This window comes from Martinezella lusitana (genome assembly GCF_014207095.1).
Classification (GTDB): Bacteria; Pseudomonadota; Alphaproteobacteria; order Rhizobiales; family Rhizobiaceae; genus Rhizobium; species Rhizobium lusitanum_B.
On the sequence record NZ_JACHBG010000019.1, the window covers coordinates 37,664 to 50,649 of the forward strand.

A 12,986-nucleotide genomic window follows, 5' to 3' on the forward strand; every position below is an offset into this window, starting at 1 on the left:
TTGTCTGGCTTGTCCGTTCGGAGGAAATGCCATGAGCCTGTCGACGCTGCTGGTTTTTGCCGGTGCCCTGTTCATTGCCGCCGGATCGCCGGGACCGAACATCGCCGCTCTTGTGGCGCGCGTATTGACGAAGGGCGCACGCAACGTGCTGCCCTTCCTCTCCGGCATGTGGCTCGGCGAAGCCATCTGGCTGACTTTCGCCGTCGCCGGCCTCGCGACCATCGCCGAAACCTTCCATGTCGCCTTCGTGGTGATCAAATGGCTCGGCGTTGCCTATCTGCTCTATCTTGCCTGGAAGATGTGGTTTGCCTCCTCCGACACGGCAGGAGAGGAGTTGCCGGACGAACAATCGGCCACACGTCTCTTCCTCGCCGGCTTCACCGTGACCATGGGCAACCCGAAAATCATGGTGTTCTACGTAGCGCTGCTGCCCTCGATCATCGATCTGCATGGCGTCACGCTTTCCGGCTGGGCTGAGTTGGTGGCAACGATGTTCGCGGTGCTCGTCATCATCGATCTTACCTGGGCCATGCTTGCGGCGAAGGCGAGAACCTTCCTCAAGAGCCGCCGCGCGGTCCGCATCGCCAATCGCACCAGCGCGGCCACCATGGCCGGTGCCGCCGTGGCGATTGCCATGCGCTGAGACTAAAGCGCCTCGCTTTCCAGCGTGGCGCGCAGCTTGTAGTGGATCGGTGCAGCGAGATAACGCGCCCGATCCTCCGGAGACAATCGCCTACTGAAAGTTACCATCATTTCGGGCATCGTGATCGGCGCGCCCGCATAGGGCACATATTTGACGGGCATGCCGGCGCTGACCGTACCGCCCGCGAGTACACGGCAATAGATGCCTGGACGCCCTGCCTCCGTATAGCGCTTCACGAATTTGGGGTCGGACATCTTCGCCGCGAATGTGGCGCAGGGAATGCGGGCACAGGTCACTTCCAAAACCAGATCGCCGGCTATGAATCTATCGCCGACCGAGACGGCGCAGTTATCGAGCCCTTCGACAATGAGGTTTTCGCCGAAAAAGCCGGGCTCCAACTCTTGACCGAGCTCCTTTGCCCACCAGTCCAGCGTCAGCGAACCCTCGACATAGACGGCCTGGTCGCGACCGCCATGATGCTCGCGATTGCAGATGGCGTCGCCAAGCAGACCCTGCGCATCGATCATCACGGCGCCGTTGACGGCATGTTTGTTGATACCGGTCTTGGTTTTCCTGCCCGGCAGCGTTTCGGGGGCACCGAGGCAAACGGCCCGAATTTTCATCGTTCAACCACACCTTCCGTGATTCCGTTCCGTGAGCATATGAGCTAAAAGCCTCCCATGGCAAAGCGAGTCACCGGCCCCGAAATCGAAAAACTCATCCAGCTTCTGGCGAAAGTGCCGGGCCTTGGGCCGCGCTCGGCGCGGCGGGCAGCGCTGCACCTGATCAAGAAGAAAGATCAGCTTCTCGGGCCACTGTCCCACGCGATGGGCGAAGCCTATGACAAGGTGAAGATCTGCTCGCGCTGCGGCAATGTCGATACCGTCGACCCCTGCACCGTCTGCACCGACGACCGGCGCGACCAGTCCGTCATCATCGTCGTCGAGGATGTCTCCGACCTCTGGGCGCTGGAGCGCGCCGGCGCGATGAACGCCGCCTATCACGTGCTCGGCGGCGTGCTGTCCCCGCTCGACGGCGTCGGGCCTGACGATCTCAATATTCGCGGCCTGATAGCACGCGTCGGCGAAGGTGGCGTCCGCGAGATTATCATCGCCGTCAACGCCACGGTCGAAGGCCAAACTACAGCACACTATATAACCGACCAGCTGGTGGGCCTCGAAGTGAAGATCACGCGGCTTGCTCACGGCGTGCCTGTCGGGGGCGAGCTTGATTATCTTGACGAAGGCACGCTGACGGCGGCGCTTCGGGCGAGAACGGCGATTTGAAGGGATTGCGCATGACGCGTGGATGGGATGCACCCGGAAAGATCGCGATGAAGATCAGATATTCTCTGTCCTTGCTCTGCGTTTTCCTCCTAGCCTTCCTCCCCCTGCCCGCACTCGCCGCCTCCAAAGCCGATGTCGAAGCGCAGTTTCAGGTCTGGATCCAGAAGGATCTCTGGCCGGAAGCGCGCAAGGCCGGAATTTCGGAGAAGACCTTCCAGGCCGCCTTTGCAGGCATCACGCTGAACTGGGATCTGCCGGATCTGGTGCCGCCGGGCTTCCCGAAGCCCAAGGAGCAGAAGCAGACCCAGGCCGAATTCTCCTCGCCAGCCCCCTATTTCAATGAGGGACGACTACAGAAACTGGCCGTAACCGGGCGGGGCCTTGCCTCGCAATATGCGCCTGTGCTGCGCCGGATCGAGAAGACCTATGGCGTCCCCGGACCGATCCTGCTTGCCATCTGGGGCCGTGAGACCGGCTTCGGCGTCGCCAAGTTGCCGAATTCGGCCATTCAGGTGTTGGCGACCAAGGCCTTCATGTCGACCCGCAAGGACATGTTCCGCACCGAACTTATTGCGGCGCTGCGCATCCTCGAGCATGGCGACGTCACGCCCGATCAGTTCCGGGGCTCATGGGCCGGCGCGCTTGGCCAGCCGCAGTTCATGCCGACCAACTATCTGAAATATGCGGTCGATTTCGATGGTGACGGCCATCGCAACATCTGGACCTCGGTGCCGGATACGCTGGCATCCATAGCCAACTATCTGGTTCAGAAGGGCTGGCAGCGCGGCCGAGGCTGGGGTTATGAGGTGAAAATCCCGCAGAATGTCTCCTGCGCCCAGGAAGGACCTGACCTCGCCAAGCCGATCTCGCAATGGGCTTCGGTCGGCATCGCGCGGGTATCGGGCAAGGCGTTTCCACCCGAGGAATTGAAGGCAAGCGGCATGATGCTGGTGCCGGCCGGCCGCGACGGGCCCGAATTCATCGTCACGCCAAACTTCTACATCATCAAGGAATACAACAACTCCGACCTCTACGGCATCTACATCGGCAATCTCGCCGATCGCATCGCCTCCGGCAGCGGTGCCTTCGAGGAAAAATGGGGCGATGTCGGCAAGATGCTGCGCTCCGATGTCGCCGGTATGCAGAAGGCTCTGGAGCACAAAGGCTATGATGTCGGCGGCACCGACGGCCTGCCCGGCTACAAGACCAGACGGTCGATCGGCCAGTGGCAGGAAAAGAACAGCATGAAGCCCACCTGCTATCCCGACAGCTCGATGCTCGGCGTGCTGAAATAGGCCCGGAAACGGCTTTCGGCGTGAATGCCTTGCAATTCGCCGGAAAGAGGCTTATATCGGCATCAAATTCTTGATCGTGTGATGAAGAGTGGGCCGCAAGGACCCGCTCTTTTTTATTAGCACGATCTCCGAATGCAAAGACATTGCAGGAGTGAATGCTTGTCGGACGTGACAAACGCAGACAATACCAACGAACCCAGGCTGATCGTCGAAACCGGCCTTGATCAGCGTGTCGCCGCCATCATCGAGCCCGTCCTTGTGGGCATGGGCTACCGCCTGGTGCGCGTGCGTCTCCTCAACCTCAACGGCCTGACGCTGCAGATCATGACCGAGCGCAACGACGGCACCATGACCGTCGAGGATTGCGAAGCGGTCTCCACGGCCGTTTCGCCGGTTCTGGATGTGGAAGATCCGATCGATAAGGCGTATCATCTCGAAGTTTCGTCGCCCGGTATCGACCGCCCGATGGTGCGCAAATCGGATTTCCAGCGCTGGATCGGCCATCTCGTCAAATGCGAAACGTCGATCCTCGTTGAGAACCGCAAGCGCTTCCGCGGCAAGATCATTGCCGTCGATGCCGATGGCTTTACGATCGAGCGTGACGAAGCCACCCGCGGCGAGGAGCCGAAGGTAACCATTCCGTTCAGCACCTTGGCCGAAGCCAAGCTGATCCTGACGGACGATCTCATCCGCGACGCGCTGCGCGCCGACAAGCTGGCGAAAGCCGAGGCAGCGAACCAGAACGAAGCGGACGAAGACCAGGAATAACCGATCAACGAACCGCCTGACGGGACGGGAACCCCAGGGCAGGAAGACGGAGACTAAAAATGGCAGTCAGTGCGAACCGGCTAGAACTTCTGCAGATCGCAGATGCAGTGGCGCGCGAAAAGGTCATCGACCGCGAGATCGTGCTTGCCGCAATGGCGGACGCGATCCAGAAGGCCGCGCGTTCGCGTTACGGCACGGAGTCGAACATCCGCGCCGACATCAATCCGAAGACCGGCGAAATCCGTCTGCAGCGCCTGCTCGAAGTCGTCGAGAAGGCCGAAGACTATTCCACGCAGATCCCACTGGAACTCGCACGCGATCGCAACCCGGACGCAGCCCTTGGCGATTTCATCGCCGATCCGCTGCCGCCGATGGATTTCGGCCGTATTGCTGCCCAGTCGGCCAAGCAGGTCATCGTGCAGAAGGTGCGCGAAGCCGAGCGTGACCGCCAGTTCGACGAATTCAAGGATCGCGTCGGCGAAATCGTCAACGGCACCGTCAAGCGCGTCGAATACGGCAACGTCATCGTCGACCTCGGCCGCGGTGAAGGCATCATCCGCCGCGACGAGATGATCCCGCGCGAAAACTTCCGCTACGGCGACCGCGTCCGCGCCTATGTCTACGACGTCCGTCGCGAACAGCGCGGCCCGCAGATCTTCCTGTCGCGCACGCATCCGCAGTTCATGGTCAAGCTCTTCACCATGGAAGTGCCTGAAATCTACGACGGCATCATTCAGGTGAAGTCGGTTGCCCGCGATCCGGGCTCGCGCGCCAAGATCGCCGTCATCTCGAATGACTCGTCGATCGATCCGGTCGGCGCCTGCGTCGGTATGCGCGGTTCGCGCGTTCAGGCCGTTGTCGGCGAACTGCAGGGCGAAAAGATCGACATCATTCCCTGGTCCAACGAGCCGGCGAACTTCGTCGTCAACGCGCTGCAGCCGGCCGAAGTCGCCAAGGTCGTTCTCGATGAAGACGCAGAGCGCATTGAAGTCGTGGTTCCGGACGAGCAGCTGTCGCTGGCCATCGGCCGCCGCGGTCAGAACGTCCGTCTCGCGTCGCAGCTCACCGGCTGGGACATCGACATCATGACGGAAGCCGAGGAATCGGAACGCCGTCAGAAGGAATTCAACGAACGCACCAACCTGTTCATGGACGCACTCGACGTCGACGAAATGGTCGGTCAGGTTCTGGCTTCCGAAGGCTTTGCCGCGGTCGAGGAACTGGCTTACGTCGATCTCGATGAAATCGCTTCCATCGACGGTTTCGACGAAGACACCGCGCAGGAAATCCAGACCCGCGCCCGCGAATATCTCGAAAAGCTCGAAGCCGAGATGGACGAGAAGCGCAAGGCACTCGGCGTTTCCGACGAGCTTCGTCAGATCAACGGCATGACCGCACAGATGATGGTCGCGCTTGGCGAAGACGGCATCAAGACAATCGAAGACTTCGCCGGCTGCGCCGCCGACGACCTCGTCGGCTGGAGCGAACGCAAGAACGGCGAGACGAAGAAGTACGAAGGCTTGTTCTCCAAGCTCGAAGTCTCGCGCGTCGAAGCAGAACAGATGGTCGTGCAGGCTCGCCTGCTCGCCGGCTGGATTACCGAAGCCGATCTCGCCGCTGAGGCCGAAGAGGCTGCGGAGGACGAAACCGAGCAAGAAGCATGACGATCACCGAGGGGCCTGACGCTCCGCCCGAGGACGATGATCTCGGCGGTGACGGCGCAAATGGCCGCATGTGCATCGTAACACGCGAAAGCGGATCGCCTGACGAGTTGATCCGCTTCGTCGCCGCCCCGGACGGGACAGTCGTTCCCGATCTGAAGCGGCAACTGCCGGGACGCGGGTGCTGGGTCAAGCTCGACCGGGCGCTCGTGGACAAGGCAGTAGCAAAGAAACTGTTTTCACGCGCCTTGAAGGCGGAAGTGACGGCACCGGCCGATCTTGGTGCCATCGTCGACCGTCTTCTCGTGGCGCAGCTGGCCGGGATGATGCACATGGCGCGCAAGGCGGGCCGGTTCGTCACGGGTTCGGCGAAGGTCGACGGCGCGGTACGCAACGGCTCGGCACTTGCCGTGTTCCACGCGATCGCCGCCGCCAACGATGGCGTCCGCAAGATCGACCAGGCACGCAAAGCCTGGCATCTCGGTATGGAAACCGAAAAGGAAATACCTTCCTTCCGTGTCTTTACGGAAGCGGAGATGGAAGAACTGATGGGCCAGAATGCTTTTATCCATGCCGCAGCGCTTGCAGGGCAGGCGGGTGAAGGTGTAGTGAAGCGCGCAAACCTGCTCGAACGGTACCGCAACGGCGGTCAGTCCCGGGCAACGGGCGGCGCTGGCCGGCGAAAACAATGACGCGGTCACCGGCCTATGCCGGACGCCTCATTAAGGTACATGCATTGAACGACAGGGTCTGACGGAGAATTCCGTACCCTGTCCGAAGGAACGGGAACGGAATGACCGACAATCAAGACGACAAGACGCTGAGTGTTTCAGGTAAGAAGACTCTCACCCTGAAGCCTTCAGGCGTAAACCAGGGCACCGTGCGCCAGGACATGGGCCGCGGTCGCACCAAGGCGGTCGTGGTTGAAACCCGCAAGCGCCGCCCACTGCGCCCGGAAGACGAAAAGCCGATCACTGCTTCGACGGCGCCTGCATCGGCACCATCGGTGACCCGCGTCGCTGAACCGACGCCGCAGCCGCCGCGCCCGCCGCAGCCGGCCCCGCGCATTCATCAGCCCGGTGGCCAGCAGCAGCGGCCGGGACAGTCCAACCAGGGCTATCAGCAGCGCCCGCAGCAGGAACGCTCGTCGCGTCCGGTGGTTCTGAACCATCTGTCCGCCGATGAGATGGATGCCCGCCGCCGCGCACTTGCCGACGCCCAGGCCCGCGACGCCGCGGATGCCATCCGTCGGGCCGAAGAAGAGGCACGCCGCCGCCAGGAAGAAGAAGCACGCCGCATCGCCGAGCAGGCCGAAGCAGCACGCCGCGCCGCCGAAGAGGCTGCCCGCGCTGTGGAAGCGAAGGCGGAAGCCGCCGCTGCTCCGGTGAGCGAAGCCAAGGTCGAAGCCCCGAAGCCGGCTGCACAGCCCGCAGCAGCACCCGTCGTCGCCCGACGCCCGGATGCCTCTGCTCCGCAGCCTGCCCGCCCCGGCGCACCCGCATCGGAAGCGCCGGCCAATCGCCGTCGCCCGGGCAGCGACGAGGACGAAAATCGTGGGCCGCCACGCGGCGCTCCGGCACGCGGCAAGGTCGTGCGTCCGGAACCGGCAAAGCCCGTTACCACGCGTCCGAAGACCGAGGATGAACGCCGTCGCGGCAAGCTGACGGTCACCACGGCGAATGTCGACGAAGACGGCAATGCGCGTGGTCGCTCGCTTTCGGCCATGCGCCGCCGGCAGGAGAAGTTCCGCCGCAGCCAGATGCAGGAAACGCGCGAAAAGATTTCGCGTGAAGTCATCCTGCCTGAGACCATCACCATTCAGGAACTGTCGCAGCGCATGTCCGAACGCGCCGTCGACGTTATCAAGTACCTGATGAAGGAAGGTCAGATGATGAAGCCGGGCGACGTGATCGACGCCGATCTGGCCGAACTCATCGCCGGCGAATTCGGCCACACGGTCAAGCGCGTTTCGGAATCCGACGTCGAACAGGGCATCTTCAACGTTGCCGACGAGGAAGGCGAACTGGTTTCCCGTCCGCCCGTCGTCACCATCATGGGTCACGTCGACCACGGCAAGACCTCGCTGCTCGACGCCATCCGCCATGCGAACGTGGTGGCCGGCGAAGCCGGTGGCATCACCCAGCATATCGGTGCCTATCAGGTCGAGCAGAACGGTCAGAAGATCACCTTCATCGACACCCCCGGCCACGCCGCCTTCACGGCAATGCGTGCCCGCGGCGCCCAGGCGACCGACATCGCGATCCTGGTCGTTGCAGCCGATGACAGCGTGATGCCGCAGACGATTGAATCGATCAACCACGCCAAGGCGGCGGGTGTTCCGATCATCGTGGCGATCAACAAGATCGACAAGCACGAAGCCAACCCGCAGAAGGTCCGCACGGAACTGCTGCAGCACGAAGTCTTCGTCGAATCCATGGGCGGTGAAGTGCTCGACGTGGAAGTGTCCGCGAAGAACCGCACCAACCTCGACAAGCTGCTCGAAGCCATCCTGCTGCAGTCGGAAATCCTTGATCTCAAGGCCAATCCGAACCGTACGGCCGAAGGCACCGTCATCGAAGCTCAGCTCGATCGCGGTCGTGGCTCCGTCGCCACCGTTCTCGTTCAGAAGGGCACGCTGCGTCCGGGCCAGATCGTCGTTGCCGGCGATCAGTGGGGCCGTGTGCGCGCCTTGATCAACGACAAGGGCGAGCATGTGAAGGAAGCCGGTCCGGCCACGCCGGTCGAGGTTCTCGGCCTTTCGGGCACGCCGGCTGCGGGCGACAAGTTCGCCGTCGTCGAAAACGAAAGCCGTGCTCGCGAGATTTCCGAATATCGTCAGCGCCTGGCTCGCGACAAGGCGGCTGCCCGCCAGTCCGGTCAGCGCGGTTCGCTCGAACAGATGATGACACAGCTGCAGACCGTCGGCGTGAAGGAATTCCCGCTTGTTATCAAGGGCGACGTGCAGGGCTCGATCGAAGCCATTGCCGGAGCGCTCGACAAGCTCGGCACCGACGAAGTCCGTGCCCGCATCGTCCATTCGGGCGCCGGCGGCATCACCGAGTCGGATATTTCGCTGGCAGAAGCGTCGAACGCGGCCATCATCGGCTTCAACGTTCGCGCCAATGCCCAGGCACGCCAGTTCGCAGAGCGCGAAGGCATCGAAATCCGCTACTACAACATCATCTACGATCTGGTGGATGACGTGAAGGCAGCGATGTCGGGCCTTCTGTCTCCGGAGCGTCGCGAAACCTTCCTCGGCAATGCCGAGATCCTCGAGGTGTTCAACATCACGAAGGTCGGCAAGGTCGCAGGTTGCCGCGTCACCGAAGGCAAGGTCGAGCGTGGCGTCGGCGTCCGCCTGGTGCGCGACAACGTCGTCATCCACGAAGGCAAGCTCAAGACCCTCAAGCGCTTCAAGGACGAAGTCTCGGAAGTCAACATGGGTCAGGAATGCGGTATGGCCTTCGAGAACTACGAAGACATCCGCGTCGGCGATACGATCGAGTGCTTCCGCGTCGAGCACATCACCCGCACGCTGTAAGCAATCCTTAGATTTGCACGATATCAAAACCGCCGGCCACGACCGGCGGTTTTTTATTGGATCCGACCGAGCGAGGATGAACCGACGCCATGACCAAGGGGTCTGAAGACCACGATTCAGTCACCGTTTCCTTCCTGCGCCAACCCGACGAGCATGTCGCGGTGATGTTGCGAGCAGGCCGACGCATAGCGCGCCGCAGCCCGCAGAAAGCCCAGAACGAGGTGGGATGGTTCTTCATATCGGCGATTGCCGTTGGCGCGGGCCTGCCGGTTCTTTTCTATCTGCTAAGACGCTATGTCTATGTCCCCGTTTTCGGACTATCGCCTTCCATCCACGAAGCCGACATTGCCATCATATGGCTTGTGCCTTCGCTGATGATCTATGCGCTCATTCTGGTTTACGCCCGATGGGCGATGCGGCGACGGCGGGCACTAATGCGTTCACGCATTCGACCTGGTGTCACGATCACCGTAACGGCCAATGCGCAGGGTGCGTCCTGGGCGTCGACGGATACCAAGATCTGGCTCGGCTGGAGCGAAATCATCAATATCAGCCGCGTCGAAGGGCGGATCGAGTTCGATCTCGAATCTTTCTTCACCTATATTCCGGCCTCGGCTTTTTCCGATCAGAAGGCACAGGATGCCGCATTCGCAAGGATTCTCGGCTTCTGGCGGGCCGCAAACCCTGTCCAGCCTTGACCTTTGCGCCGGATCGAGTCATTTGACCCCCTTTATCGCGTCCAAGGGACGCTGCTAACGGAACAACCATGACCAGACCAACTTCTTCCGCGCCTTCGCAGCGCATGCTTCGCGTCGGCGAGCAGGTGCGCTCAGCGATCACGCAGGTTCTGCAGCGTGGCGAAGTGCGCGACGACCTGATCGAGCGCACCGTGATTTCCATTTCCGAGGTGCGCATGTCGCCGGATCTGAAGATCGCCACCGCCTTCGTGACACCGCTCGGCGTTGCCGACCACGCCGCTGTGATCGAGGCGCTGAACCGCCATGCCAAATACATCCGCGGCCGCCTCGGTCCGCAGCTCCGGCAGATGAAGTACATGCCGGAAGTGCGCTTCCGCGACGATACGAGCTTCGACAACTACCAGAAGATCGACGCATTGCTGCGCTCGCCCGAGGTCAGCCGCGACCTCGAAGACGACAACGACCAAGATCAATAACAGAGACAGAGAATGTCCAAGCCACGCAAGCCCAAGGGCCGCCCGATTTCGGGCTGGCTCATCCTCGACAAGCCGGTCGATTTCGGCTCGACCGAAGCCGTTTCCAAGATCAAGTGGCTGTTCAAGGCCCAGAAGGCCGGCCATGCCGGCACGCTCGATCCGCTCGCCTCCGGCATGCTACCGATCGCGCTCGGCGATGCCACCAAAACGGTTCCCTACGTCATGGACGGCCGCAAGATCTATGAATTCACCGCGACCTGGGGTGAAGAGCGCGCTTCCGACGACCTCGAAGGCGAAGTGACAGCCACCTCGGACGCCCGTCCGAGCGAAGAGGACATCCGTGCGCTGCTGCCGAAATATACCGGCGTCATCCAGCAGGTTCCGCCGCAGTTTTCCGCGATCAAGATCGCCGGCGAGCGTGCCTATGACCTGGCCCGCGAAGGCGAGACGGTCGAGATCCCCTCGCGCGAAGTCGAGATCTTCCGTCTGACGCTGCTGGCTTGCCCGGATGCCAACACGGCGCATTTCGAAGTGGAATGCGGCAAGGGCACCTATGTGCGCGCACTTGCCCGCGATTTCGGTCGCGACCTCGGCTGCCGCGGCTATATTTCCGGCCTGCGCCGCAGCTTCGTCGCACCCTTCGCCGAAGAGACGATGGTGCCGCTTGCCGATCTGGTCGCGCTGGAAGAGATCGAGGATGCCAATGAGCGGCTCGCCGCGCTCGATGCGCTGCTGATCGATACGGCGGAAGCCTTGTCGTCACTGCCGCATCTCGTCATCAACGACGACCAGGCGCACCGCCTGAAGATGGGCAATCCCATTCTCGTGCGCGGCCGCGATGCGCCGGTCGCCGAAACCGAGGCCTATGCCACGGCACGCGGCAAGCTGATCGCCATCGGCGAGATCGGCCAGGGCGAATTCCGCCCCAAGCGCGTCTTCGTCTGACTCTCAGTCGGCCGGAATGACTGACTATTGCCGGGCAACGGCGATGCGATATGCTCCCCGACGGGCCATCATGGCCCGTTCAAAGGGGGCAAACATGCGCAGAGTTGCATTCGGAATACTGGCATTCCTTTCCCTGTTTTTGGCAATTACGAGCGCCCAATCCGCCGAGCGATGGGCCGGGCTGCCGCCATTTCCGCCAATGCCGCAGCCGAAAACGAGCGGCATGGCCGATGTCAACGACATCAAGATGTATTACGCCGAATATGGCGAAGGCGATCCGATCCTCTTCATTCATGGCGGACTTGGGAATGCCGACATCTGGGGCCGCCAGGTGGCCGACTTCGCCAGGGATCACCTGGTCATCGTTGCCGATAGCCGCGGTCACGGCCGCTCGACGCGCAGCCAGCAGCCTTTCGGCTACGATCTGATGACCTCGGACTATGTTGCTCTGCTCGACTATCTGAAGATCGGCAAGGTGACGCTCGTCGGATGGTCCGATGGCGGCATCATCGGCATCGACATGGCGATGAAACATCCCGAAAAGCTGACGCGCGTCGTCGCTCAAGCCGCCAATGTCACGACCGACGGCGTGAAGCCCGACGTCATGAACAACAAGACGTTCAACGACTACATCAACGTCGCCGGCGACTATTACAGGAAGCTTTCGCCGACGCCGAACGAATACGATGCCTTCGTCAACCAGATCTCGCAGATGTGGGCGAGCCAACCGGCATGGACCGCAGCCGACCTCGGAAAGATCGCCGTGCCGGTAACACTTGCCATCGGCGACCATGACGAGGCGGTGAAGCTCGACCATACCCAGATGATGGCCAAGGAGATCCCAGGCGCCAAGCTCGTCATTCTGAAGGATGCCAGCCATTTCGCCATGCTGCAGGATCCGGAAGGGTATGACGCCATGGTTCGGGACGCCATGGCGGGACGCTGAAATCGGCTGGGAAACCGCCTCGGGGAGAACCCTCTTTCCATTGGCGCTCATTTGGTTTATAGGCAGCGCCAGCATCGGGCATGCCTGATTGCATTCGCGGCCAATGCTGGACGACATCCCGGCGTTTGGCGACTTTAATTTCCTCTCATAGAAAGGACTATCCGATGTCGATCACTGCTGAGCGCAAGGCTGCGCTGATCAAGGAATACGCGACCGCTGAAGGCGACACCGGTTCTCCGGAAGTACAGGTTGCGATCCTGACCGAGCGCATCAACAACCTCACGGACCACTTCAAGGACCACAAGAAGGACAACCATTCCCGTCGTGGTCTCCTGACGATGGTTTCCAGCCGGCGCTCGCTTCTTGACTACCTCAAGAAGAAGGACGAAGGCCGTTATACCAAGCTGATCACCAGCCTCGGTATCCGTCGCTAACGGAATTTCCGGCGGGCGTTCACCTGAACGTCCGCCGGACGCTTATGAAGGGTATGAGCCCTTGAGACCAGTTTCCCTCGCGCCTTGTGTCTGCGCGATGCGAAGCTGCCGGCAGCCCGGATGGGCCGGCGCTGCCAACAACAACCGTTGACCTGTCATGGGGCAGGATTGCCGGATGCTTTCAGCCGAAGCTTCGTGCTTCGGCCGATTTTCGAAAGCCTCTCGTTGTCTTGCCCGTGATGCGTCACATTTCGTGTGGTTGAAGACGTGCCTTGCCGAAATCGTCGGCGATG

13 protein-coding genes are annotated in these 12,986 nt (G+C 61.6%); 12 read left to right on the top strand and 1 reads right to left on the bottom strand.

The genetic code is table 11. The annotated features are described in order from the left end of the window. Nucleotides 1–31: 31 nt before the first annotated feature. Nucleotides 32–643, top strand: a complete 612-nt coding sequence (locus GGD46_RS26285; RefSeq protein ID WP_184709568.1) for a LysE family translocator — start codon at nucleotides 32–34, stop codon at nucleotides 641–643. A 2-nt stretch (nucleotides 644–645) separates the two neighbouring features. Here GGD46_RS26285 and GGD46_RS26290 read toward each other — a convergent pair whose 3' ends face one another. Next, complete coding sequence (locus tag GGD46_RS26290) at nucleotides 646–1,266, bottom strand: MOSC domain-containing protein (RefSeq protein ID WP_184709570.1); 621 nt, start codon at nucleotides 1,264–1,266, stop codon at nucleotides 646–648. A 57-nt stretch (nucleotides 1,267–1,323) separates the two neighbouring features. Here GGD46_RS26290 and recR point away from each other — a divergent pair, with 57 nt between their 5' ends. The 11 genes from recR to rpsO all read left to right on the top strand — a co-directional run bounded on the left by recR (nucleotide 1,324) and on the right by rpsO (nucleotide 12,693). Then, the gene (recR, locus tag GGD46_RS26295; protein ID WP_184709572.1) at nucleotides 1,324–1,929 is read left to right on the top strand and encodes a recombination mediator RecR; all 606 of its coding nucleotides are present in this window, start codon (nucleotides 1,324–1,326) and stop codon (nucleotides 1,927–1,929) included. A gap of 47 nt (nucleotides 1,930–1,976) precedes the next feature. Beyond that, nucleotides 1,977–3,224, top strand: a complete 1,248-nt coding sequence (locus GGD46_RS26300; RefSeq protein WP_246806484.1) for a lytic murein transglycosylase — start codon at nucleotides 1,977–1,979, stop codon at nucleotides 3,222–3,224. Between the two features lie 159 nt (nucleotides 3,225–3,383). Continuing rightward, nucleotides 3,384–3,992 (top strand): ribosome maturation factor RimP, encoded by a 609-nt coding sequence (gene rimP, locus GGD46_RS26305; RefSeq protein ID WP_184709576.1) that lies wholly within the window; start codon nucleotides 3,384–3,386, stop codon nucleotides 3,990–3,992. Between the two features lie 59 nt (nucleotides 3,993–4,051). Beyond that, nucleotides 4,052–5,656: a transcription termination factor NusA gene (gene nusA, locus GGD46_RS26310; protein ID WP_184709578.1), complete on the top strand. Its 1,605-nt coding sequence runs from the start codon at nucleotides 4,052–4,054 to the stop codon at nucleotides 5,654–5,656. Further along, nucleotides 5,653–6,345: an RNA-binding protein gene (locus GGD46_RS26315; RefSeq protein ID WP_184709580.1), complete on the top strand. Its 693-nt coding sequence runs from the start codon at nucleotides 5,653–5,655 to the stop codon at nucleotides 6,343–6,345. The genes nusA and GGD46_RS26315 overlap by 4 nt, the downstream gene beginning before the upstream one ends. A gap of 101 nt (nucleotides 6,346–6,446) precedes the next feature. After that, nucleotides 6,447–9,194, top strand: coding sequence for a translation initiation factor IF-2 (infB, locus tag GGD46_RS26320; RefSeq protein WP_184709582.1), 2,748 nt, complete (start codon nucleotides 6,447–6,449; stop codon nucleotides 9,192–9,194). A gap of 89 nt (nucleotides 9,195–9,283) precedes the next feature. Continuing rightward, nucleotides 9,284–9,892, top strand: a complete 609-nt coding sequence (locus tag GGD46_RS26325; RefSeq protein WP_184709584.1) for a hypothetical protein — start codon at nucleotides 9,284–9,286, stop codon at nucleotides 9,890–9,892. A 68-nt stretch (nucleotides 9,893–9,960) separates the two neighbouring features. Continuing rightward, entirely contained in the window at nucleotides 9,961–10,368 is a 408-nt protein-coding gene (rbfA, locus tag GGD46_RS26330; protein WP_184709586.1) for a 30S ribosome-binding factor RbfA, read from the top strand. A 12-nt stretch (nucleotides 10,369–10,380) separates the two neighbouring features. After that, entirely contained in the window at nucleotides 10,381–11,313 is a 933-nt protein-coding gene (gene truB / locus GGD46_RS26335; protein WP_184709588.1) for a tRNA pseudouridine(55) synthase TruB, read from the top strand. A 94-nt stretch (nucleotides 11,314–11,407) separates the two neighbouring features. Next, complete coding sequence (locus GGD46_RS26340) at nucleotides 11,408–12,259, top strand: alpha/beta fold hydrolase (RefSeq protein ID WP_184709590.1); 852 nt, start codon at nucleotides 11,408–11,410, stop codon at nucleotides 12,257–12,259. A 164-nt stretch (nucleotides 12,260–12,423) separates the two neighbouring features. Further along, the gene (gene rpsO, locus GGD46_RS26345; RefSeq protein WP_004127740.1) at nucleotides 12,424–12,693 is read left to right on the top strand and encodes a 30S ribosomal protein S15; all 270 of its coding nucleotides are present in this window, start codon (nucleotides 12,424–12,426) and stop codon (nucleotides 12,691–12,693) included. The last annotated feature ends 293 nt before the right edge of the window (nucleotides 12,694–12,986 follow it).

Bases quoted from the DNA above. Each gene is read 5' to 3' on its own strand.
- GGD46_RS26340 (WP_184709590.1), top strand. From the start codon at position 11,408: ATGCGCAGAGTTGCATTCGGAATACTGGCATTCCTTTCCCTGTTTTTG.
- GGD46_RS26325 (WP_184709584.1), top strand. From the start codon at position 9,284: ATGACCAAGGGGTCTGAAGACCACGATTCAGTCACCGTTTCCTTCCTG.
- infB (WP_184709582.1), top strand. From the start codon at position 6,447: ATGACCGACAATCAAGACGACAAGACGCTGAGTGTTTCAGGTAAGAAG.
- recR (WP_184709572.1), top strand. From the start codon at position 1,324: ATGGCAAAGCGAGTCACCGGCCCCGAAATCGAAAAACTCATCCAGCTT.
- GGD46_RS26290 (WP_184709570.1), bottom strand. From the start codon at position 1,266: ATGAAAATTCGGGCCGTTTGCCTCGGTGCCCCCGAAACGCTGCCGGGC.
- rbfA (WP_184709586.1), top strand. From the start codon at position 9,961: ATGACCAGACCAACTTCTTCCGCGCCTTCGCAGCGCATGCTTCGCGTC.
- GGD46_RS26300 (WP_246806484.1), top strand. From the start codon at position 1,977: ATGAAGATCAGATATTCTCTGTCCTTGCTCTGCGTTTTCCTCCTAGCC.
- truB (WP_184709588.1), top strand. From the start codon at position 10,381: ATGTCCAAGCCACGCAAGCCCAAGGGCCGCCCGATTTCGGGCTGGCTC.
- nusA (WP_184709578.1), top strand. From the start codon at position 4,052: ATGGCAGTCAGTGCGAACCGGCTAGAACTTCTGCAGATCGCAGATGCA.
- GGD46_RS26315 (WP_184709580.1), top strand. From the start codon at position 5,653: ATGACGATCACCGAGGGGCCTGACGCTCCGCCCGAGGACGATGATCTC.
- GGD46_RS26285 (WP_184709568.1), top strand. From the start codon at position 32: ATGAGCCTGTCGACGCTGCTGGTTTTTGCCGGTGCCCTGTTCATTGCC.
- rpsO (WP_004127740.1), top strand. From the start codon at position 12,424: ATGTCGATCACTGCTGAGCGCAAGGCTGCGCTGATCAAGGAATACGCG.